Raw genomic sequence first — 21,669 nt, 5'->3', positions numbered from 1 at the left:
CGGGAACCGAGTCCCTGGGGCCCGGTCAGGCGTCCGAGGGTTCCGCCGGTTCCTCGGGCTCGCCCGCCACGACCAGGCGCGGCAGGTGCTCGGAGATCTCGTCGCGGGCCTCGGCCGGCAGTCCGGAGTCCGTCACCAGCGTGTCCACCTGGTCCAGGGACGCGAACGAACTCAGGCCCACCGTGCCCCACTTGGTGTGGTCGGCCACCACGACCACCCGTCGCGCCGACTGCATCAGACGCCGGTTCGTCTCGGCCTCGGCGAGGTTGGGCGTCGACAGCCCGGCCTCGATCGATATCCCGTGCACACCGAGGAACAGCAGATCGAAGTGGAGCGCCGCGATCGCCTGGTCGGCCACCGGCCCCACCAGTGAGTCGGACGGCGTGCGCACACCGCCGGTCAGGACGACCGTGGCCGCGCCCTGCCGGGGGTCCGAGGTGCGCTGTGCCGCGTGGAAGACGTCCGCCACCCGCACCGAGTTGGTGACCACGGTGAGGTCGGGCACGTCGAGCAGTTGACCGGCCAGCGCGTACGTCGTCGTACCGCCCGAGAGGGCGATCGCCGCGCCCGGCGGGACCAGTTCGGCCGCCGCTCGTGCGATGTCGTCCTTCGCGCTCAGCTCCAGACCGGACTTGGCTTCGAAGCCGGGCTCATGGGTGCTGGCCTCGACCAGCGGGACCGCGCCGCCGTGCACCTTCTCCAGCACGCCCTGCCGGGCGAGTGCGTCGAGGTCGCGGCGGACCGTCATGTCCGACACGCCGAGCTTGCGGGTCAGTTCATTGACCCGGACTCCGCCGCGGCGCCGGACCTCGTCGAGGATCAGGGTGCGCCGCTGCTCCGCGAGGAGGTTCTGATTCTCGCTCACGTACGCTCCGGTCCTTTCGCCGCCAAGCCGTCAGACACGCCCCGCACACCCGGTCCGACTGGCACGTTCCTCCCGCCGCCGGTGCGTCGGCGTCCCATCCTCGCATGCCGGGGCAAGGGCGGCGCACCCGGCTTTCGTCGCGGACATGTCATCGTTGTCCCGCGGGTTGCCCGTTCGTCACCCGGATCGGGGAGATTCCGTGAGGAGAGGTGTCAGCCGCTCCGGCGGGGGGATCCTGTTGCCCGCACGGACGGATCCGACGGCGTGTCACGGGGGGAAGTGCGAAGCGGTGGAACATACGCAGGAAGAAAGACCGGCCGAGCGGGCCGAGACCACGGACGGCCCCGCCGAGCGGCCGAAGGACTCGGGGACCGCCCTGGAACTCCTGGTCCACGGAGTGGGCGGCGCCACCCCGCAGGACATGCTGAACGATCCGCGCACCGTGCGGATCGCCGGCGACGACGTCGCCGCCATATTCCGGCGCGCCGACGACGTCCGGGCGGAGCGCCCGCCCGCCGGCCACCGGGACGGACCGGTCCCCGAGGCCTACGTCTGGTGCAACCTCACCTCCGGGAACGGCACCCGCGCCCTGTGGCTGTTGCTGCTGCCCTTCATGGTGGTCAACCTCGCCCACTGGATGCGCCCGGCGGCCCGAGGCCGCAGACGCCTCACCCGGCTGTACGGACTGCTGGTGCGGCTGGCCGGGCTGAGCCTGACGGTGCTGCTCGTCGCGGCGGCGTGCCAGGTCGCCCTCGACCTGGCGGCCTGGCAGTGCGCGGGCACGCAGGCGTGCGCCGACCGGCACTCCTGGCTCGGCTTCCTCTCCCCCGAGGCATCGGACGACGGCTGGTGGAGCGAGCCGGGCCGTCGACTCGGCCTCGCCGCCCTGGTGCCCACCGCCCTGACCGGGCTGCTGTGGTACCTGTCCCTGCGCACCTGGAGCGCGTACGAGTCCCAGCAGCCGATGACCCACGAAACCGAGCCCGAGGACGGCGGCCCCACCGCCCTGAGCCGGCCCGGTTTCTGGTACGGCCGTCGCCTGGTCGCCCGGCTTCGTGCCGCGCACACCGCCGCCGGACTGCTCACCGTCGCCTTCGCCCTCGCCCTCGCGGCCGCCCGGCACGACCGCGCAGCGGGCGGATCCGCGGCACTGGCCCTCCTCGGCCCCCTCGTGCAAGCAGCCCTGCTCGCCGCCGCGGCCGTCGTGGTGTGCGTGGTCTGCCGCCGCGGCCGCACCGACCGCCGTCTCGACGACGCCCTCGATGCACACCTGCTGCGCCTGCTGCCCCTGGCCGCGCTCCTCCTGCTCGCCCTCACCCTGGTGTACGCCGGATGGCGCCGCCCCGGCTGGGAATCGGCGGGCCGGCTCCCCGGCGACATGACCTTCGGCGCGATCGCCCTCGTCCAGGGCCTGCTCGTGATCGTCCTCGCCGGTGTCGCCCACGCCCTGCACCGCAGCGCCCCCGACCGGCGCGCCGCCATGCGGGGCCTGGCCGGACCGGCCGTCGTGATGCTGGCCTGCGCGCTGGGCGGCGTGATGTCCGGCGGCGTGGCCCAGCGCGTCTCCGACTGGCTGGACGGCACCGGGACGTCGATCCCCGGGCCGCCGGTGGTCCTGACCTGGCAGGCGGCCGTGATCCCGCCGCTGCTCGTCCTGATCCTCGGGCTCTGCTGCTGGCTGGCCCGGCGGGCCTGGCACATCGCCCGCGAAGAGCGCGCCGCCGTGGCACGCGAGTTCCCGGGCGAAACCGGCGACCCCGCCCGCACCCGGCGGATCGCCAACGCCCGCGCCATGGCCTCCCTCACCGACCGGGGACCCCGCATCCTCGCCGTCACCTCCGCCGCCACCCTGCTGCTGGGGGCGGGCGCCCTCGTCGGCGCGCTGGCCACCGACCGCACGCCGGGCGAGGCCGCACAGGGAACCTACGCCGTCGTCCACGGCGCCGCCGAAACGGCGCAGGCGCTGGGCTCCTGGCTGATCGGACTCGGCTTCATACTGTTCGTCACCTGGGGCCGGCGCGCCTACAAGGACGCCTCCGCGCGGCGCACGATCGGCATTCTGTGGGACGTCGGCACCTTCTGGCCGCGCGCCGCCCACCCCTTCGCCCCACCCTGCTACGCCGAACGCGCCGTGCCCGACCTGACCTGGCGGATCGAGACCTGGACGCGGACCACCGGCGGACGCCTGGTGCTCTCCGGCCACTCCCAGGGCAGCGTCCTCGCCGCAGCCGCGGCCTGGCAGCTCACCCCGTCCACCCGGAGGCGCGTCGCCCTGCTCACCTACGGCTCCCCGCTGGAGCGGCTGTACGGCCGCTGGTTCCCCGCCCACTTCGGACCGGACGCGCTCGGCGCGCTGCACCAGGACGTCGACTGCTGGCGCAACCTCCACCGCCGCACCGACCCCATCGGCGGCCCGGTGCGGCTGCCCGGCGACTGCGGCCCCGAGGTGGACCGTCCCCCGCTCAAGGACCCGCTGGCGTACGGCCGTACCGGGAGCCACCCACTGCCCGCCCCGATCCTCGGCCACTCCGACTACCAGGCGGACCCGGCCTTCGCCGAGGAACGCCGGCGGCTGCTCGCCCGGCTGCGACCGGACGTCCCGGCACCGCGCTGCACGGGAGACCCCGACGACGGCGCCCGCACCGGCACGGAGGCGCCCACGGCGTGAGAGGCGAGTCGCGACGCGTGCGGTGCCGTCCGGATCAGGGCAGCTCGGGCAGGTCGTCGGCGAAGAGCAGGGTCAGGTCGTCCGTGCTCGGCTCCGGCAGCTGGGCGACCCGGCTCGCGTGCCGCTCCACCATCGCCTCGAACGTCTGCCGCGCCGTACGGCCGTTGCCGAAGGCAGGGCCCCTGGGCATCTCCGTGAAGTACTTCAGCAGGCCCTCCGAGGCACCCGGCGCCAGCCGGTACTCGTGCTCCTCCGCCTGTTGCTCCACGATCCGCAACAGCTCACCGGCCCCGTAGTCGCCGAAGGTGATGGTCCGTGAGAAACGGGACGCCACACCCGGATTGACGGACAGGAACCGCTCCATCTCGGCCGTGTACCCCGCGACGATCACCACGACCGCGTCCCGGTGGTCCTCCATCAGCTTCACGAGCGTGTCGATGGCCTCCTTGCCGAAGTCACGCCCGGAGTCCTCGGGGGAGAGCGCGTACGCCTCGTCGATGAACAGCACACCGCCGCGCGCCTTCTCGAACGCCTCCTGGGTACGGATCGCCGTCGAGCCGATGTGCTCGCCGACCAGATCGACGCGCGAAACCTCGACCAGATGCCCCTTCTCCAGCACGTCGAGGGAGGCGAGGATCTCGCCGTACAGCCGAGCGACCGTGGTCTTGCCGGTGCCCGGGGAACCCGTGAAGACCAGGTGACGCTTGACGGACGCGGCCTTCAGCCCCGCCTGCTGCCGGCGCCGGCCCACCTCGATCATGTCGGTGAGGGCCCGTACCTCCCGCTTGACGCTCTCCAGTCCCACCAGTGCGTCGAGTTCGCCGAGCACGGTCTTCGGCGGGCGCAGCTCCTTCTCCGGCCCGGGGACCGGGCCGGGCGGGGCCGGTTCGGCGGGTTGCCCGGGGACGGTGCCGAGGAGGCCGGGGGAGTGCCCCGTGGTCTGCACGACAGGCGCCGGTGCCGCCGGTGACGCGAGGCTGCCGCTCTCGTCGCTGGTGCAGTCCTCCATCACCGGGCCCCCCGTGCCGGGAGCCGCGCCACTCTCGGCGAACTCGTACCCACCGCGCGCGCAGCGTTCCGTGCGGCACTTGCGCAGCGTCGTCCGGCTGCCGTCTATCACGTGGAAGCCGTAGCCTCCGCTGCCCGTGACCCGGCAGTCGAGGAAGCTGCCGCGACCGCCGGCCGAGACGTAGACACCTGCCTCGGTGGGGGAGTCGATGGTGCAGCGTTCCACGGTCGGGTCGGCGCCCTTGGTGACGATCACACCGGTCTGCATCCCTTCCAGGGTGCAGTTGTTGAGGGTGCCGCCGCTGCCGTGGTCCCGGAACCAGGCGCCCGTGGCCGCCTCCCGGATCCGGCAGTCGTCGAGCTGGGCGGTGGCACCGTCGCTCACCGACACGGCGGTGTTGCGCACCTGCGACAGGTCGCTGTCGACCACGTCCGCGCGCGAACCGCGGTCGAGGACGAACAGGGCGTCAGGCACGTCGTGCACCCGGCAGGAGTCCAGGACGACGGTGGCGCCGTCGCTCACCCACACCGCCGGATAGTCGCCGGTGCTGTCGAAGATCTCGCACTGGTTGGCGTCCACGCGGGTGCCCGGGTCCCACACCGACAGGCCGTTGCGGCCGAACTGCCGCACGGTGGTACGGGTCATGGTGAGCACGGAGCGGGACCGCAGGTCGACCGCGTTCTCCGGGATGTCGTGGATACGGCAGTCGGCCAGCGTCAGCACCGCGTCGGTGTCGAGCGTGACCCCGTCGCCGGTGGTGCGGTGCACATCGCAGTCGGTGAGGTGCGCGGTCGCCCGGCCGGTCACCTGGACACCGCTGCCCCGCACCTCGTAGACCTCGCAGCCCACCGCCTCGAGCGCCGAGTTCTCCCCGGTCGCGGTCAGGCCCGAGCCCGCGGCATGGTGCACGCGGCAGCGCTCGAAGCGGGGACGGGCGCCCCCGCGTACCGCGACGCCCGCCTGCCCGGCGGCGACGACCTCGCACTCCTCGAACACACCGCCCCCGTCGTCGAGCACGGCTATGCCGACCCCCGCCGGATTGTCGACCGTGCAACGGCGGACCGTCGGCCGGGCGCCGCCGCGCACCTCGATGCCGGCCGCGGACCGGGTGACCACCCGTATGTTCCGCAGCTCCGGGGTACCGTCCTCGACCAGCAGGGCGGGCGCCGCCGCGTCCTGCCCCTCCACGTGCAGGTCCTGGACCACCGCCGAAGCGCGTACGGTCAGCGGAACCCCGTCCAGGGGCGCGATGCGCACCGAGCCGGGCGAGCCCTCGGGACCGCGCAGGGTCACCGCCCGCTCCACGACGAGATTCTCCCGGTAGGTGCCCGGAGCGACGGTGAGGACGTCGCCTTCGGCCGCGGCCTCCAGGGCCGCGGCGAGCGACGCGTACTCACCTGTGCGGCGCCGCCACCGCGATGTGCCGGTGTGCGTCACCTGGACCGTGCCCTGTGCCATGGCGTAGCTGTGCCCCCACCTCGTCGTACGCGGGTTTTCGTCGATTCCTTCGGCCGGACCACCGTAGCGTGCGCACGGCCGCCGGATTGACCAGAGGCGGAAGGCGGTCAGCTTCCGGTGCCGGTCCTGCCCCAGTCGGGGCCCGCTTTGTCCCATGCCCGGTCCAGGGCGGCGTACCGGTGCCGGACCATGCGCCGGACCGTCAGCCGTCGCGCGCCCTCGATCAGGGCCGCCGTCAGCAGGGCCGCGCCGAAGCCCGCGAGCACGGCGTGCGTCGTCGCCGTCGCGGTGTCCAGCGGGCGGGCCGTCGTGCGGCCCCCGCCGTCGGTCCACAGGGGGAAGGACCCGCCCGGGCGCGGGTCCTTCAGACGCACCAGGACCGGGCGTTGGTGCCCGGTGCCGTCCGGGGCGGTCCAGCGGGCCATGACCCGGGTGCGCAGGGCCTGGCCGGACGAACCCTCCGGGGCGATGTCGGGACGGGCGGGCTCGAGAATCCGTACCACCGTGGCCCGTACCTGGTGCCGAGCCTTGTGCTGTTCGCGCACGGAACGCTGAAGGGCGTCCTCGGTGACGTCCCCGGCGAGGGCACCGACGAGCGGAGCGGCGACGAGAACGAGCAGCAGCGCCACGAGCGCCAGCCGGCCCTCGGCCAGGTCGGTCGGGCGGCACAGCGGATTGTGCCGCCAGCGCCAGAGCCCGCTGATCACCCGCACCGGCCGCACCCCCTTCCCCTCCGTCCTTAATAACGCCGCAGCGGAGCCGTTCCCCCGAGAATCCGCCGAAGAGAGAGGGACGTCACCCCGAGGCCCTCTCATCGACTTCTCGGAAAGGCCAACGGGCGGGCCCGGGAGGCGGTTCCCGCACCCGCTCGGGGAACCGGGCGGGCACGGAGGAGAATCGACACGGCGTCCGCCGGGCGAGGCGGTGCGCACGAGCGCCGGGACAGACCCCTGGGACGGGAGCCGTACGGCGGGCGGGTCTGCGCCGCATCCGTCAGGCGAGGACCGTGACCGGGTCGCCGACCCGGACCGTACCGGGCGCGAGGGGCACCAGGTTCTGCCCGAACACCAGCCGGTCGCCGAACCGGCGGTGCCTGCCGAGCGAATGCAGGGGTTCCCGGCCGCGCTCGGCGGTGTGCTGATCGGTGGTCGTCACCACACACCGGCCGCTGGGCTTGGCGACCCGGAAGGCGACCTCGCCGACCGTGATGCGCGACCAGGTGTCCTCGGCCCAGGCCGTGGTGCCCTCGACGACCAGGTTCGGCCGGAAGCGGTTCATGGGCAGGGGCCCTTCCTCCGCGTGATCGCCCCCGGCGACCAGGGCGTTGAGCGCGTCGAGGGACGCGGTCGTGGTGAGCAGCAGGGGATAGCCGTCGGCGAGGCTGACCGTCTCGCCCGGCAGCGCGAACCCGGGATCGACGGGCCGGCGCGTGGCGGGGTCGTCCAGGTGCACCAGACGTACGTCGGCGCCGAGGAAGGCGCTGCACCAGGCGTGCACGGCGTCGTCCTCGGCCGGCACCACGTCGATCTTGTCGCGGAAGATCTCCACCCGCTCGGTGCGGCCGCCCGGCGCGGGCACGGACACGGTCATCGGGGCCCCGCCGGGCGCGGACAGCCGTAGACCGCCGCCGGTCAACAGCTCGGCAGCGGCCAGTGCGAGGCGCGGATGCCCGCGTTGTGTGACGACCCTTCCCCCGTCGTCGATCAGCATCCAGCGCCGGTCTCCGGCCGGTCCCCAGGGCTCCACGACGACCTCCCGGAGGGGCAGGCTCCGGAAGGCCTTGACCGGATGTACGTGAATCGAGTGCAGCAGCGCGTTCCCCATGGAGCCATCGTGCCAGCCGGCGACGACGGCTTTGGGGGTCGGCGGCCCGCAGGACGGCTCAGGGCCCGGGGCTCACCGCCTGGAACGGCTCAGTACCCGGTGAGTGCCGGGTACTGCTCAGTACCCGCGGTACTGCTGGTTGTTGTACGGGTCCTGGTACGGAGCCGGCGTCGGGCGCGGTGCCGCGGGGCGCATGGCCTCGTATCCCGCACCGGGCGCGGCCGGGCGCGGCTGCTGCGGCTGGGGCCCGGGGTAACCGCGCGGCGTGGTGGCCTGCTGCGGAATGTACGGCGCGTGCGCCTGCTGGAGCGGGGCCGGCTGCTGCGCCTGCGGATAACCGTAGGCGGGCTGCGAGGGGGCCGCCGGGAGTGCGGGCAACGCCGACGGGAGCGCGGGCAGATGACTGCCCGGCGCGTCGTAGACGGAGGGGACCCGGATCGGGGCGATCTGCGGGGTGCCCCGCTCGGCCACGAGGGAGTCGTAGATCGGGGTGTCCGGGAAGGAGGCGGAGTAGTAGCCGCCGCCATAAGTGGAGCGGGGGGAGGTCATGGCCATAAGTTAAGCCCACGATGTGCTGGTTGGGGAGACCGATAAGAGGGTTGTTTTCCGTGTCCGACGCGCCCTGGGATAGCTAATTCGGGCGAAGTTGGATGAAACGGCTGTACGTCCTGATGGTCATCTGGTAAAAGCCGAGTTCCGGCGGGGTTACCCGGGGCGATCGGCCTCTGCGCGCATGCCCCGTGGGAGTTCCCGCGCGCGGGTATTAGGTTGTGCGGACAGAGCACGACGCATGCCGGGTATCGCCTGGCGAGGTGACACGTGATGGGGGCGGACATGTCAATGTCGAAGGGATCGAACACGCCGGTGCCGACCACGGCACTCCGGGTGGAACTGGGGTGGCGCGCCGGCCCCGGAGTACCCGACGCGGACGCCTCCGCGCTCCTGCTGGTCGGCGGCAAGGTCCGCTCCGACGCCGACTTCGTCTTCTACAACCAGCCCGCCCATTCCTCCGGAGCCGTCCGGCACGAGGGAAAGCGGAACGCCGGCGGGCAGGTCACCGACACCGTCCTCGTCGACCTCGCGCGCGTGGAGCCCGGCATCGAGACGGTGATCCTCGCGGCCTCCTCCGACGGCGGCACCTTCGGCCGGATACCGGGCCTGTACATCGAGGTCAAGGACGCCGCGCAGGGCACCGTCGCGGCCCGGTTCGACAGCACGGGCGCGACCAGCGAGAGCGCCTTCGTGCTCGGCGAGTTCTACCGCCGCCAGGGCGCCTGGAAGTTCCGCGCCGTCGGACAGGGCTACAGCAGCGGACTCGAGGGACTGGCCACCGACTACGGCATCACCGTGGACGAGCCGCAGCACGCCGCTCCCGCCTCCTCGGCGGCGGCTCCACCAACCCCGGCACCCCCGGTCACCACGCCGCCTCCCCCGGCGGCCCGGCCGGCCGTCCCGCCCCCGTCGGCCGCGCCTCCCGCCGCGTCGCCGGTCCGGCTCACCAAGGTGACGCTCACCAAGGCCGCTCCCTCCGTCTCGCTGACCAAGCAGGGCGGAACCTCGGGCGCCCTCCGGGTGAACCTCAACTGGCAGGTGCGCAAACAGTTCTCCGGCTGGGCGGGCAAGCTGGGCCGTCCGGTCGCCATGCACTCCGACCTCGACCTCGACCTGTGCGCCCTGTTCGAACTCAGCGACGGCAGCAAGGGAGTCGTCCAGGCCCTCGGGAACGCGTACGGGTCACTGCAGCGGCCCCCCTTCATCCACCTCGACGGCGACGACCGCACCGGCGCCGTGGACTCCGGCGAGAACCTCACCGTCAGCCTCGACCACAAGCAGTACTTCCGCCGCATCCTCGTCTTCGTCACCATCTACGAGGGCGCCCGCTCCTTCGCCGACCTGCACGCCACGGTCACGCTCCAGCCGCAGCACGGCGCCCCGATCGACTTCTCGCTCGACGAGTGCACCGTCCCCTCGACGGTGTGCGCCCTCGCCCTCATCACCAACACCGGCGACGACCTCGTCGTCCAGCGCGAGGCCCGCTACCTGGTGCCCGACCGCGGCGTCAGCCCGCAGCGCACCGTCGACCGCGCCTACGGCTGGGGCATGAACTGGACCCCCGGCCGCAAGTGATTCCCGGCCGCGAGTGATTCCCGGCCGCGAGTGATTCCCGGCCGCGAGTGATTCCCGGCCGCGAGCGGCTCCGGCAGCCCATGGCCCACGACCGGCATGGCGCCTGACGGGCCGCCGGCTCAGCCCTCGTCCGGCACGGCGCCCGGACGCGTGTAGGTGCGGCCCTTCCAGGCCGCCCCCCGCCCCCGGTAGTGCTGCACCGCCGAGTCGACCGTCATCAGGAGGTACAGGAACGCGGTGAACGGCAGCAGGGGAGCGAGCCACGGCGGCTGCCGGTAGTAGCGCAGCATCGGGACGTACGTCCCCGTCATCACCAGCCAGGCCGCCGCACCGGCGGCCACGGCAGGCGCGCTCCCCGCCGCGAGTCCCGCGACCACCGCCACCGGCGGTACCAGGTACACCAGCGCAAGACCCACGACCGTACCCGCCAGCAGCACCGGACTGTGCCGCAACTGCGCGTACGCGCAGCGCGACACCATGCGCCACAGGTCGGCCGGCCGCGGGTACGGGCGCACACTGTCCACCCCGTCCGCCAGCCCCAGCCAGACCCGGCCGCCGACGGCCTTGACCGCCCGCGCGAGCGCCACGTCGTCGATGACGGCCTGCCGGATGGCATCCGGGATCCGCGCCCGCTCGGCCGCCTCCGCGCGCAGCAGCACACAGCCCCCGGCCGCCGCGGCCGTCCGCGACCCGTTCCGCCCGATCCGGCGGAACGGATACAGCTGCGCGAAGAAGTACACGAACGCCGGTACGACCATCCGCTCCCAGAGGCTCTCCACACGCAGCCGCGCCATCTGGGAGACGACGTCGAACCCGCCGGTGCGGGCCGCCGCGACCAGCCGCCGCAGACTGTCGGGCGCGTGCGCGATGTCGGCGTCCGTGAGCAGCAGGTACTCGGGCGCACGCACACGGGCCAGGGCGATGCCGTGCCGCACCGCCCAGAGCTTGCCGGTCCAGCCGGGCGGCGGCTCCCCAGGCGAACCCACGGTCAGCGGCAGCCCCCCGTGCCGGTCCGCCAGTTCACGCGCGAGCCGCCCGGTGCCGTCCGTACTGCCGTCGTCGACGAGAAAGACCTCCGCCCGCCCGGGATAGTCCTGGGCCAGCAGCGACGGCAGGCTCACCGGCAACACCGCCGCCTCGTCCCGCGCGGGAACGACCACGCACACCGACGGCCACGCCTCCGGCTCCCGCCGGGGCGGCAGCCGGACGTCCGTACGCCAGAAGAAGCCCTGGCCGAGCAGCAGCCACAGCCAGACGGCGAGGGACGCGACGGCGGTCCACGCAAGGGCGCTCACATGCGCAGTCTGCCCCGGACGAGCGGCCGGACACGGCCCATCGACTATCGTGACCGGGTGAAGATCGCGCTCATGGACTCCGGAATCGGCCTGCTGGCAGGCACCGCAGCGGTACGGCGCCTCCGCCCCGACGCCGATCTCGTCCTCTCCCTCGACCCCGACGGCATGCCCTGGGGACCCAGGACCCCGCAGGACCTCACCGCCCGCGCCGTCGCCGTCGCCGAGGCGGCTGCCGCGCACCGGCCCGACGCCCTGATCGTCAACTGCAACACCGCGACCGTGCACGCGCTCACCGCCCTGCGCGCCCGCCTCGAACCGGCCCTGCCCGTCGTCGGCACTGTCCCGGCGATCAAGCCGGCGGCGGCCGGCGGCGGACCGCTGGCGATCTGGGCCACCCCGGCCACCACCGGCAGCCCGTACCAGCGGAACCTCATCCAGGACTTCGCCGGCGGCGTCGACGTCACCGAGGTGCCGTGCTGGGGACTCGCGGAGGCCGTGGAACGCGCGGACGAGAGCGCGATCGCCGCCGCCGTCGCCGCCGCCGCCGAACTCACCCCGGACGATGTGACGACCGTCGTCCTGGGCTGCACCCATTACGAACTGGTCACCGAACGCATCCGGGCCGCCGTGCAGCGCCCCGGCCTGCCGCCGCTCGTCCTGCACGGCTCCGCCGGAGCGGTCGCCGCCCAGACCCTGCGCCGCCTCGGCGAGCAGCCCGCCCCCGAGGCCCCGGCGACCGGCACCCTCACCGTGCTGCTGAGCGGACGCGAGGGCGCGCTGCCCCCGCCCGCTCTCGCCTACGCGGAAGGCCGGCTTCTCCAGCAGGTCACCCCCACGGGGTGAGCCCCGGTCACCCGCGCCCCGGCCCCTCGCACACCCGGTCGGCGCAGTGGCGCCGGGCACCGCGGTCCCCGCGAAGCGAAACGTGAGTAATCTCGAAGGCATGAGGGACCACCCCCGCGGCGCCCACACCCCGCACCCCGACGTCTGGACCGGTCGCGCGACCAACCGGATGCAGTGGCTGCTGGCGCTGATCGGCGCCGCCTGCATGGCGCTCGGCATCGTGCTGGCCGTCGACTCGGCCTGGTCGAGCGGCGTCGCGCCGCTGGCCATGGCCGTCGTCGGGTGCATCGCGGCCGGGCTGCTGGTCCTGTTCGGCACACTCGCCTTCGTGCACGTCGCCCTGCGTGTCGACGAGGACCACCTGGAAGTGCGCTGCGGCCACATCGGAGTGCCGCGCCGCCGCATCCCGCTGTCGCACGTCGCCGGAGCCGAGTTCGTCCCGCACGTCACCCCGCGGCACTGGGGCGGCTGGGGCTACCGCTGGAGGCCGGAGAAGGGCACCGCCGTCGTCGTGCGCCGGGGCGAGGGCATCGCCCTGAGACTGTGGGACGGACACACCTTCACGATCACCGTGGACGACGCGCAGGCGGCGGTGACCGTCATCCGCGCCCGTCTCCACCCGCACCGGCCGGACCCGGCAGGCTGAGCCACCGCGCCGGGGGCGGTCACGGTGTGCGCCGGGTCTCGCGTACGGGAGTGCTCGCCGGCCGTTCCGGTGCGCCGGAGGTGAGCGGACGGGCCGTCGCGAGTCCCGCGAGCAGGCCCGCCCCCGTACGGCCGGCCCGGTCGGCGCCCAGGTCGGTCGCCGTAGACTCGCGGAGTGACCGTCACCGCAACCTCCGTCGGCGAGTCGGACCTGATGCCCCCGCAGACCGCGCCCAGCGCGTGGCACCGGTGGCTCGTGCGTCTCGTTCCGGCCGCAGCGGCAGCACTCTCCGGGCTGCTCCTCTACGTCAGCTTCCCGCCCCGCACTCTGTGGTGGCTGGCGCTGCCCGCCTTCGCCGTCTTCGGCCTGCTGCTGCGCGGGCGGAGCTGGAAGGCGGGGCTCGGCCTCGGCTGTCTCTTCGGCTCGGGCTTCCTGCTGCCGCTGCTGGTGTGGACCGGTGTGGAGGTCGGCCCCGGGCCGTGGATCGCCCTCGCCGCGATCGAGGCGGTCTTCGTGGCGCTGGTCGGCGCGGGTGTCGCCGCGGTCTCGAAGCTGCCCGGATGGCCGGTGTGGGCCGCCGCTCTCTGGACCGCGGGGGAGGCGGCACGCGCGCGCGTGCCGTTCAGTGGTTTCCCCTGGGGCAAGGTCGCCTTCGGGCAGGCGGACAGCGTGTTCCTGCCACTCGCCGCGCTGGGCGGCACCCCCGTGCTCGGCTTCGCGGTCGTCCTGTGCGGCTTCGGCCTGTACGAGATCGCGCGCGTGTCCCTGGACGCCCGCCGTACCGGGACCGTGCGGCGCGTGGCGGCGGCCGTCGGCGCCCTGAGCGTGACGGTGCCCCTCGTGGCCGCGGTCGCCGCCCGGCCACTGGTGAGCGACACGGCCGAGGACGGCACGGCGACCGTCGCGGTCGTCCAGGGCAACGTGCCGCGTCTGGGGCTCGACTTCAACTCCCAGCGACGTGCCGTCCTCGACTACCACGCGCGCGAGACGGAGCGCCTGGCCGCCGCCGTCGACGCGGGCAGGGCCGAGCGGCCCGACATCGTGCTGTGGCCGGAGAACTCCTCCGACATCGACCCCTTCACCAACGCCGACGCGCGTGCCGTCATCGACCGCGCGGCCCGGGCGATCGGGGCCCCGATCTCGGTCGGCGCCGTGGTGAGCAAGGACGGCAAGCTGCTCAACGAGCAGGTCCTCTGGGACCCGGCGAAGGGCCCCGTCGGCACCTACGACAAGCGGCAGATCCAGCCCTTCGGCGAGTACCTTCCGCTGCGCTCCCTGGTCGGGGCGATCAACGACGAGTGGACGTCGATGGTCCGCCAGGACTTCAGCCGGGGCACCGAACCCGGTGTGTTCAGCATGGCCGGCACCGGAGTGGGACTGGTCACCTGCTACGAGGCGGCCTTCGACTGGGCGGTGCGCGACACGGTCACCGACGGCGCCCAGTTGATCTCCGTACCCAGCAACAACGCGACCTTCGGCCGCAGCGAGATGACCCACCAGCAGCTCGCCATGTCCAGGGTCCGCGCCGTCGAGCACAGCCGCACCGTCACCGTCCCGGTGACCAGCGGTGTCAGCGCGATCATCATGCCGGACGGGACGGTCAGCCGGAAGACCGGCATGTTCGTCGCCGACTCCCTGGTGCAGGAGGTGCCGCTGCGCTCCTCCCGGACCCCCGCCACCCGCCTCGGCGTACTCCCCGAGATCGCCCTCGTCCTGGTCGCCGCGGGTGGCTTGGGATGGGCCGTCGGCACCGGTGTGCGCGGGCGGACACGCCGGTGACGCGCGGTCGTACGGAGGACGCACGCCCCCTGAAGCGCCGTGGAGCGGCCCGACCTGCCCGTTAAGGTCGGGGGCATGGCTACTCCTGATTTCATCAGTACCCTGCGCGCCTCCGCCGGTCACCAGTTGCTCTGGCTTCCCGGGGTCACCGCCATCGTCTTCGACGACGAGGGCAGAGTGCTGCTGAACCGCCGGTCCGACACCCGCAAGTGGTCGGTGCTCGGCGGCATCCCCGACCCGGGTGAGCAGCCCGCGGCCTGCGCGGTGCGCGAGGTCGAGGAGGAGACCGCGGTGCACTGCGTCGTCGAGCGGGTCGTGCTGGTCCAGGCGCTGAACCCGGTGACGTACGGAAACGGCGACATCTGCCAGTACATGGACATCACCTTCCGCTGCCGTGCCGTCGGCGGTGAGGCCCGGGTCAACGACGACGAATCACTGGACGTCGCCTGGTTCGCCGTGGACGCGCTGCCGGAGCTGAACGAGTTCGGGCGCTTCCGCATCAAGCAAGCCATGGCCGACGCACCCACATGGTTCGACCCCACTACTTCTGGCTGAACTGTGGGGCGCAACCACATGGGGTGGGCTAGGGGGCTGCCTAGGGTCGGGACATGACCGAGCCCCACACCCTCTCCACACCCCTGGCCCCCTGCTCGACCTCGGTGACCGTACCGCCCTCGTCACCGGCGCTGCCGGCGGCATCGGCCGCGCCTGCGCGCTGCGGCTCGCGGCCGCCGGGGCCAAGGTGAGAGCCGTCGACCGGGACGCCGCCGGCCTGGAGGCGCTGGCCGAGCAGGCCCGGGACCTCGGCGGCGGCATCGAGCCGTATGTCCTCGACCTCATGGACCTGGACGCCGCCGAACTCGCCGCCGCGGGCACGGACGTACTGGTCAACAACGCCGGGCTGCAACTGGTCCGCCCGATCGAGGACTTCCCGCCCGCCGTCTTCCACACGGTGCTCACCGTGATGCTCGAGGCACCGTTCCGGCTCATCCGCGGCGCCCTGCCCCACATGTACGGACAGGGATGGGGTCGCATCGTCAATGTGTCCCCGGTCCATGGGCTGCGCGCCTCGACCTACAAGTCCGCCTATGTGTCCGCCCAACATGGTCTCGAGGGAATGGTGTTTCCCCAGTAGAAGGGGCGGTCGGCGGCGATGCCCCCAGCCTTCGGCCGGAAGGTGCCCCCAGTCGATGGGCAGCAGCGTGCCGCCCAGGAGCACGAACGCCGGGCGGCTCGCGGCCCGCACCGCCTCGGCGAGGCTGGGCGCGAGTGCGGCCAGGACCTCGACGACCTCGCGGATGTAGCGGTGGACGGTTGCGATGCCGATACCGAAGGAGGCGGCCAGGCGGGCGCAGGTGTCGCCGCACCGCAGGCGGGCCAGGACCAGCAGTGCCTGCCGCCCTGTCGTCAGGCGTCGCCAGCGAGCAGCCGATCTTCCGGCGGCGTATGGCCAGGTGTCGGGTGGGCGTTGTCACGTTGGCGGGGGTGTGCACAGTTGATGATGTGTCAGGGCGTGGTGGGACCGGGTGGCAGTTTCGGGTCAGGCCTCGGTGGGCGGGGAGGTGGCGCCGGTGATCTGGTCCCAGATGGCGAAGCGGGTGGCCATCCCGGTGCGGTATCCGGTGGCGGTCATCAGGTGGCGGCGGGGCCTGAAGTGGGGTGAGATGCCGCTGAACGCGGCCAGGAACCGCTGGGCTCCGCCGACGCTACGGAAGGAAGCCTTTCATGGCGCGTTCGCGCTGCCGGGTGGGCTCATGTGAGTTCTCGGCCCGGTTGTTCAGGCCCTTGTGGGAACGGTGCTCGGCGGAGGGCATGACCTCGCGGTGGGCCGCGCCGTAGGAGCGGAGCTTGTCGGTGACCACCACGCGCGGCACGGCGCGGGACTTCTTCAGGAGCTTGCGGAAGAAGCGCCGGGCCGCGGCCTTTTCCCTTCGGCCCTGGAGAAGGATGTCAAGCACGTTGCCGTCGGCGTCGACGGCCCGCCACAGGCACTTCGGCTCGCCGGTGATCTTGATGAAGACCTCGTCCAGGTGCCACTTGTCGCCCGGCCTCGCACGCCGGCGGCGCAGGCTGTTGGCGTAGCCCCGGCCGAACTTCGCACACCAGCGGCGGACTGTCTCGTGGGAGACGAGCACACCGTGCTCGAGCATCAGCCCCTCAACCTCGCGGAACGACAGCGGGAAGCGGTGGTACAGCCACACGCAGTGCGCGATGACCCCCACCGGGTACCGGTGCCCCTTGTGCGACGGCGGCGCGGACGACACGAGCGAACCCCTCCCGGTACGACCAACTCCAAGATCACCCTGGTTCGGTCAGCCAACGTGACAGCGCCGTCGAAGACCTTTTTCCCGGCCGCGGTCGGTCCGTGTCGGTGATGCGTGCTCTTGCCGGCGTCCAGACCGAGGAAGACGCCTGTCCCGCCGATGTTGATCACCGTGCCCCCCGAGCTCTCTCAATCGTGGCGATGATCATGATGTGATCAACAACGGTAGCCTGTGCGTCTGTGATCGACACTCAGCTTTCTCGCCCGCAGCCCTTGCCGGACGAACTCGCCACCGCTCTGTTCGGTACCCGCACCGCGACTTTCCACCATGCGTGGATGCGGCTGTTCAGCTCTGCACCGTTCTCCTATCAGGAAGGGCTCACCGACGAGGCGCGCATCCGGCTGTCGTATGAGCGTCTGCGTCTGGTCAATAACGCCATCGACAATCCGCTGGCCTTCGCCAGCGACCCTGCCGCGCTGAGCGCGATGCACGAGTGGGCCGGTGTCGTCGACGCCGGCATGGCGACCTGCGCCAGCATCCACTACAACCTCTTCCTCGGCAGCCTCCTCGATCACGACCACGACGATCGGGATCTGACCGAGTACGTGCAGATGGCTCGCGTCGGAACGTTTCTGTGCACCGAGCTTGCGCATGGCAATGACGCCGCCCAGATGGAAACCACCTGCACCTTCGACCGGGACACAGGCGGCTTCGTCCTCAACACCCCTCGCCCCGATGCCTGCAAGTGGATGCCCAACACCAGCCCCGTGGGAGGGCCCAAGGACGCCGTGGTCGCCGCCCGCCTCCTCGTCGACGACCGCGACCTGGGCGTCTTTTTGTTCCTGACCCCGATACACGATGCCCACGGCACACCGACGCCCGGCATTGAGATACGCCGCTTGCCCCAGACCGCCAGCAGCCCCGTCGACCACTGCTCCACCAGCTTCCACCACCTCCAACTGCCCTACACCGCACTCCTTCAGGGCGACCACGGACGTCTCACCCGTGACGGTCACTTCACCAGCAGCCTCGGCAGCCCTCGCAAACGTTTTCTACGCTCCATCGGCCGCGTCACCATGGGCAAGCTCTGCATGAGTGCCTACAGCTTGGGCACCACCCGCCACGCCTTGACCGTCGCCATCCGCCACGCACACAACCGTCGTACCTCCGGCATGACCAGCGGACACAAGGTTCCACTGTTCGCGCACCGCAGCCACCACGCACCCCTCTTGGAAGCCACCGCCACCGCCTACGCCGCCACCCTCCTGCAACGCAGCGTCACCCAGCAGTGGGCCGACGCGGCAGACAGCGACCTGGAACAGTGCGAACGGCTCATCGCCGTCACCAAGGGGTGGATCACCTGGCAGGCCCGCGCCATCATGACCGAGTGCCGTGAACGCTGTGGTGCCCAGGGCCTGATCCTGGCCAACGGCATCGCCGGCCAGCTCGCCGCGAACGAAGGCACCATCACCGCCGAAGGCGACAACAAGGTCATCTGGGTCAAGGCCGCCGGTGAAATGCTCCTCGGCGGCTCCACGCCCCAGCCGATCAGCGACATTCCGCCCGAGCAGCGCTCATTGAATGATCCGCAGTACCCGCAGGACCTCCTGGCGGACATCGAGCGAATATGGCACGAGCGGGCCCGCGCCCGCCTCCGCACCGGCCGCGCCCCCTCACCCCTGGCGCGGTGGAACACAACCGTCACTCCTGCGCTCCAACTCGTCGACGCGCACGCCCATCGCCTGGCCGGCCAGGCACTGTCCCACTCGGCCGACCAGGCCGGTACCGCACAGACCCGGCAACTGCTCACCGACCTGCACCGGCTGTTCGCCTTTCGCCAAATCGCCGCGCACAGCGGCGACCTGCTGGCCCAGGGGCGGATCACCGCAGACCAGGTACAACAACTGCCCGACGCCATTGACAACGTAATCGCAGCCCTGGAACCCCACGCACTGACGCTGATCGAAGGGTTCGACGTGCCGGAGGAACTGCTGGACAACCACCCCATGCTGCACGCCGACAGTTCAGCTGCCCTCGTACCGGCATAGTCACGGCGCCGCCGTGAACGGTGGGACCGGCACGCCTCGCCGGGGCTCTGCCCTCTCACCACCTGCCAGGCGGCTTGTATGAGACCGTGCTCGAAAGGGCGCGACATGCGTTTCCTGCAGACGCAGCGCCCTTTCGAGCCCCGCCGTGTAAAGGCCCTGAGCTGGGGATCAGGGGTACAAGGCCAGGTGGGAGGTGTAGGTGAACCTGTCACCGCCGCTCAGGACGTACACGACGCGGCTACAGAAGTCGTGGTAGTCAGCTCGCAGGGCCTCATCGAGGATGAGGGTCATGACCGGTCCGGCGGCCGACGCGCGCTGGAGGGCCTCCAGCAGACGCTGCGGGGCCTTGAGATTCATCACCTCCAGCGCGCGCCGGAAGTCGTCGACGAGGTCCGGTCCCTGGTCCGCCAACTCGGTGAGAGCCTCCGCCAATGGCCCGTCGGTCGTCTTCTCCACTTGGGCCAGCATGCTGTGACAGGCCTGCAAGGTGTGCAGCTGGTCGAGCGGCAGATCCATGGTGTACAGGCTCGGCAGCTCCCTGCTGTTGAGGTCGTGAAGGACGTAGCCCGCGGCCAAGTGCTGCTGGCAGCCGCCCGCCGCGGTGATCTGCCACTGCAGGGGAATTGGAAGGCGCTGCTGAATCTGGTCCCAGCTGTCATAGGCGGTGCTGATGAGCTTGGCCTGGGTGCTATCGAGATCGGACAGATAGAAGTAGTACAGGGAGTACAGCAGGGGCTGCTCGATTGCGATGAACTTGCTGATGAACACCGGATCGTCAGGCACCAGGATCTGCATCGCGGTTCTTTCTGCTCATCGGCGGTGCGGGTGGTCAGGCGCCGGGTTCGTACAGGACGGTGAGGATGCCGGCTCCGCGGGCGCGGGCGGCCGGGAGCCGAGCCCGGCCTTGGTCCTTGGCCGCGTGACGCAGTGAGTGAGAGGTGTCGTCCGGGCCCTGGACGCGATGATCGCGTCTGGTCTGGAAGATCTCCATGCACCAGGCTGTCTCAGCAGGCGCCTGCGCGATGCTCGTGCAGACCTACGGTGCGTGGGCGGCCCTGGGGTTCCTCCTGGTCGTCATCGTCGGCTGGTCTCGTGTCGAGTTGCGGGACCATACGCGCAACCAGGTAATCGCCGGCACGATCGTAACCGCGGCAGTGTTCCAGTTGGCACGCCACCCCGCCGCACGCTTTCCACAGGTCGGGGACGGGACGGTTTATTCGGCGCTCTTTGGGTGGAATAGGGTGAAGTGCGCTGCAGGGTGAGGTTTTTCCGTCATCGGTTTGAGCTGGCCAGATGCAGGGTGAGGACGGCTTGGACGACGCTGGTGGTCCGGGTGGTCGAGCACCGGAGTTTACGGAGGAGTCACCTGCTCTCGCCGCTGCATCCCGGGCGGCGTCGATACTGCCTGACGCAGCTACTTGCCAGGGAAGGACGGAGGCATGGGCATCGGCACCTCGGACGGACTGCGACCGTCCCCGGTTCGATGAGGCTGCACGTCGAAAACTTCGAATGTGAGTTGCCAGGCCGCCGGCGTCAACACCCGCTGTGTCACTTGGCCGCGCGCCTTACGGAACTCCCCGGTGCCTCCGGTGATCGCGTTGACGACCGGGCTCGGTGCCGGAATTCCGGCTTGCTCGCCCTGGACGGTGATCTGTCCTTCCGGCAGCACCGCGGTCGACGAGCATTGTCCCGCGTTGCGTTCGAGGCCGGTGATGACGCAGAACCCGCCGAAGCGTCCGACGAAGCGTTCTTCCGGTACCTCGGTCGACACCAGATTCCCGCTGAAGACGAACTGGTCGCCGACGCTGCGGCCCGTTGTACCCAGATCCAGCTCTTCGCCGACTTGCAGCCGGGCCTTCACGCGGATGGTGCGGCTTTTCGCCGAGGAGCCTTCGGCAGGGTGGGTTGCCGCAGTCGGGGCCGTCTTCTGCGGGACCACGTCGGCCGACGCAGATCCGATGAGAGCGAGCCCGGCAGAGCTGCCGAGAACCGCAACGGCGAGGAATATGAAAGGCCGGCCAGCGAAGCCCACGGTCGCCTCCGTGTTTGTGGGAATGAACAGAGTCAGGGCCGCCCAGGCTTTGTCCGACGCCGATGCCGCCGGACAGCGACGCGTTGGGTCGGTCCACAGAAGGCAAGGCACCCGAGCAGATCTGGGCGGCGTGGGCGAGAACGTACGAGAAGGCCCGCGGCATTACTGGGAGAGTTCGTCATGTTCACTCTGGTCGTGACGAATTTCGTCCGAATTCATTACATGACGGACCCTCCGTCTGGCGGCAACGCTAATGGCAGTGATGGCAACGTGCTCAACAGAGGGCCAAGATTGGGGCCATTGGGGTGCATTTCCCAGGGGCAAGGGGCAGGGACTTTGCGTGTAGCATGCCTGTCCGGTTGAGCATGTAGGTCCCGGTTGATCACCTCAGCCCCCTGATCCAGTGCTCTGAGCCAGGAATTCTGTTCAGATAGCTGGCGAGGCGTTCGAGGATCTCGTCCGCGGTCTTCGTCCAGATGTAGGGCCTGGGGCCGGTGTTCCATGCGGCGATCCAGTTGCGGATGTCCTTCTCCAGGGCCTGGACGGACTTGTGGACGCCTCGCCGTATCTGTTTGTTGGTCAGTTCGGCGAACCACCGCTCGACGAGGTTCAGCCGGGACGATCCGGTCGGTGTGAAGTGCAGGTGGAAGCGGGGGTGGGCCAGCAGCCACTTCTTGATCGCGGGGGTCTTGTGCGTGGCGTAGTTGTCGCAGACGTTGTGTCCTGAACGTGAAAGGGAGTTGGTTGTAGGAACAGCTTCTGGAAATGGTGCTGTGCGGGAGATGAAGGATTTGGCCCTTCGGAGCCGCCC

Annotated in this window: 17 protein-coding genes and 4 pseudogenes; 8 read left to right on the top strand and 13 right to left on the bottom strand. The window is 71.3% G+C overall.

Going from position 1 to position 21,669, the window contains the following annotated elements:
* Nucleotides 1–25 precede the first annotated feature (25 nt).
* Nucleotides 26–865 carry a DeoR/GlpR family DNA-binding transcription regulator gene (locus ACFYQA_RS27150; protein WP_388922961.1) on the bottom strand — a complete coding sequence of 280 codons (840 nt, stop codon included), beginning with the start codon at nt 863–865 and terminating at the stop codon, nt 26–28.
* Nucleotides 866–1,154: 289 nt separating this feature from the next.
* Here ACFYQA_RS27150 and ACFYQA_RS27145 point away from each other — a divergent pair, with 289 nt between their 5' ends.
* A complete protein-coding gene (locus ACFYQA_RS27145) occupies nt 1,155–3,533 on the top strand; it encodes a hypothetical protein (RefSeq protein WP_388922958.1) in 2,379 nt (792 codons plus the stop codon).
* Nucleotides 3,534–3,567: 34 nt separating this feature from the next.
* Here ACFYQA_RS27145 and ACFYQA_RS27140 read toward each other — a convergent pair whose 3' ends face one another.
* The 4 genes from ACFYQA_RS27140 to ACFYQA_RS27125 all read right to left on the bottom strand — a co-directional run bounded on the left by ACFYQA_RS27140 (nt 3,568) and on the right by ACFYQA_RS27125 (nt 8,373).
* On the bottom strand, nt 3,568–6,000 hold the full coding sequence (locus ACFYQA_RS27140) for a right-handed parallel beta-helix repeat-containing protein (RefSeq protein ID WP_388922955.1): 2,433 nt from the start codon (nt 5,998–6,000) through the stop codon (nt 3,568–3,570).
* A gap of 107 nt (nt 6,001–6,107) precedes the next feature.
* Nucleotides 6,108–6,713, bottom strand: a complete 606-nt coding sequence (locus tag ACFYQA_RS27135) for a hypothetical protein (protein WP_388922952.1) — start codon at nt 6,711–6,713, stop codon at nt 6,108–6,110.
* A 280-nt stretch (nt 6,714–6,993) separates the two neighbouring features.
* Entirely contained in the window at nt 6,994–7,824 is an 831-nt protein-coding gene (locus tag ACFYQA_RS27130; protein WP_388922949.1) for an MOSC domain-containing protein, read from the bottom strand.
* A gap of 117 nt (nt 7,825–7,941) precedes the next feature.
* Nucleotides 7,942–8,373, bottom strand: a complete 432-nt coding sequence (locus ACFYQA_RS27125; RefSeq protein ID WP_388922947.1) for a DUF6643 family protein — start codon at nt 8,371–8,373, stop codon at nt 7,942–7,944.
* Between the two features lie 291 nt (nt 8,374–8,664).
* On the opposite strand from ACFYQA_RS27125, the gene ACFYQA_RS27120 reads away from it, so the two are divergent.
* A complete protein-coding gene (locus tag ACFYQA_RS27120; protein ID WP_388923131.1) occupies nt 8,665–9,951 on the top strand; it encodes a TerD family protein in 1,287 nt (428 codons plus the stop codon).
* Between the two features lie 119 nt (nt 9,952–10,070).
* Here ACFYQA_RS27120 and ACFYQA_RS27115 read toward each other — a convergent pair whose 3' ends face one another.
* Nucleotides 10,071–11,246, bottom strand: a complete 1,176-nt coding sequence (locus ACFYQA_RS27115) for a glycosyltransferase (protein ID WP_388922944.1) — start codon at nt 11,244–11,246, stop codon at nt 10,071–10,073.
* Between ACFYQA_RS27115 and ACFYQA_RS27110 the strand changes: the two genes are divergently transcribed.
* From ACFYQA_RS27110 to ACFYQA_RS27090, 5 genes and pseudogenes are all read left to right on the top strand, one after another.
* Nucleotides 11,247–12,089, top strand: a complete 843-nt coding sequence (locus ACFYQA_RS27110) for a glutamate racemase (protein ID WP_388922941.1) — start codon at nt 11,247–11,249, stop codon at nt 12,087–12,089. It begins immediately after the preceding gene.
* Nucleotides 12,090–12,189: 100 nt separating this feature from the next.
* Nucleotides 12,190–12,735, top strand: coding sequence for a hypothetical protein (locus ACFYQA_RS27105; protein ID WP_388922938.1), 546 nt, complete (start codon nt 12,190–12,192; stop codon nt 12,733–12,735).
* Nucleotides 12,736–12,909: 174 nt separating this feature from the next.
* A complete protein-coding gene (lnt, locus tag ACFYQA_RS27100; RefSeq protein WP_388922935.1) occupies nt 12,910–14,514 on the top strand; it encodes an apolipoprotein N-acyltransferase in 1,605 nt (534 codons plus the stop codon).
* Nucleotides 14,515–14,589: 75 nt separating this feature from the next.
* Complete coding sequence (locus ACFYQA_RS27095) at nt 14,590–15,069, top strand: NUDIX domain-containing protein (RefSeq protein WP_386407592.1); 480 nt, start codon at nt 14,590–14,592, stop codon at nt 15,067–15,069.
* A gap of 91 nt (nt 15,070–15,160) precedes the next feature.
* Nucleotides 15,161–15,634, top strand: a pseudogene (locus ACFYQA_RS27090) (SDR family NAD(P)-dependent oxidoreductase); the annotation flags it as partial.
* A gap of 5 nt (nt 15,635–15,639) precedes the next feature.
* Here the strand turns inward: ACFYQA_RS27090 and ACFYQA_RS27085 are convergent.
* Together ACFYQA_RS27085 and ACFYQA_RS27080 are read right to left on the bottom strand one after the other, a co-directional pair.
* Nucleotides 15,640–15,989, bottom strand: a pseudogene (locus ACFYQA_RS27085) (transposase family protein); the annotation flags it as partial.
* 65 nt (nt 15,990–16,054) lie between these two features.
* Nucleotides 16,055–16,778, bottom strand: a pseudogene (locus ACFYQA_RS27080) (IS6 family transposase).
* A gap of 239 nt (nt 16,779–17,017) precedes the next feature.
* Here ACFYQA_RS27080 and ACFYQA_RS27075 point away from each other — a divergent pair.
* The gene (locus ACFYQA_RS27075) at nt 17,018–18,826 is read left to right on the top strand and encodes an acyl-CoA dehydrogenase (RefSeq protein ID WP_388922932.1); all 1,809 of its coding nucleotides are present in this window, start codon (nt 17,018–17,020) and stop codon (nt 18,824–18,826) included.
* 168 nt (nt 18,827–18,994) lie between these two features.
* On the opposite strand, the gene ACFYQA_RS27070 is transcribed toward ACFYQA_RS27075, so the two are convergent.
* The 5 genes and pseudogenes from ACFYQA_RS27070 to ACFYQA_RS27050 form a co-directional block, all read right to left on the bottom strand.
* Nucleotides 18,995–19,621, bottom strand: coding sequence for a hypothetical protein (locus ACFYQA_RS27070; protein ID WP_388922929.1), 627 nt, complete (start codon nt 19,619–19,621; stop codon nt 18,995–18,997).
* A gap of 34 nt (nt 19,622–19,655) precedes the next feature.
* A complete protein-coding gene (locus ACFYQA_RS27065; RefSeq protein ID WP_388922926.1) occupies nt 19,656–19,817 on the bottom strand; it encodes a hypothetical protein in 162 nt (53 codons plus the stop codon).
* 281 nt (nt 19,818–20,098) lie between these two features.
* Nucleotides 20,099–20,188: pseudogene (locus ACFYQA_RS27060) on the bottom strand (IS5/IS1182 family transposase); the annotation flags it as partial.
* A gap of 52 nt (nt 20,189–20,240) precedes the next feature.
* Nucleotides 20,241–20,858, bottom strand: a complete 618-nt coding sequence (locus ACFYQA_RS27055; RefSeq protein ID WP_388922923.1) for a dirigent protein — start codon at nt 20,856–20,858, stop codon at nt 20,241–20,243.
* A 382-nt stretch (nt 20,859–21,240) separates the two neighbouring features.
* Nucleotides 21,241–21,669 (bottom strand): transposase (locus ACFYQA_RS27050; protein WP_388922920.1); only part of this gene is annotated, 429 nt, incomplete at its 5' end.

The sequence above is a fragment of the Streptomyces sp. NPDC005774 genome (assembly GCF_042871645.1).
Lineage (GTDB): Bacteria > Actinomycetota > Actinomycetes > Streptomycetales > Streptomycetaceae > Streptomyces > Streptomyces pratens.
Note: the sequence above shows the minus strand (reverse complement) of the source record. Positions and strands in the feature narration are given on the sequence as shown.

Coding starts and splice junctions, on each gene's coding strand:
- ACFYQA_RS27140 (WP_388922955.1), bottom strand. CDS start 6,000: ATGGCACAGGGCACGGTCCAGGTGACGCACACCGGCACATCGCGGTGG.
- ACFYQA_RS27130 (WP_388922949.1), bottom strand. CDS start 7,824: ATGGGGAACGCGCTGCTGCACTCGATTCACGTACATCCGGTCAAGGCC.
- ACFYQA_RS27125 (WP_388922947.1), bottom strand. CDS start 8,373: ATGACCTCCCCCCGCTCCACTTATGGCGGCGGCTACTACTCCGCCTCC.
- ACFYQA_RS27120 (WP_388923131.1), top strand. CDS start 8,665: ATGTCGAAGGGATCGAACACGCCGGTGCCGACCACGGCACTCCGGGTG.
- ACFYQA_RS27110 (WP_388922941.1), top strand. CDS start 11,247: ATGCGCAGTCTGCCCCGGACGAGCGGCCGGACACGGCCCATCGACTAT.
- ACFYQA_RS27105 (WP_388922938.1), top strand. CDS start 12,190: ATGAGGGACCACCCCCGCGGCGCCCACACCCCGCACCCCGACGTCTGG.
- ACFYQA_RS27095 (WP_386407592.1), top strand. CDS start 14,590: ATGGCTACTCCTGATTTCATCAGTACCCTGCGCGCCTCCGCCGGTCAC.
- ACFYQA_RS27070 (WP_388922929.1), bottom strand. CDS start 19,621: ATGCAGATCCTGGTGCCTGACGATCCGGTGTTCATCAGCAAGTTCATC.
- ACFYQA_RS27065 (WP_388922926.1), bottom strand. CDS start 19,817: ATGGAGATCTTCCAGACCAGACGCGATCATCGCGTCCAGGGCCCGGAC.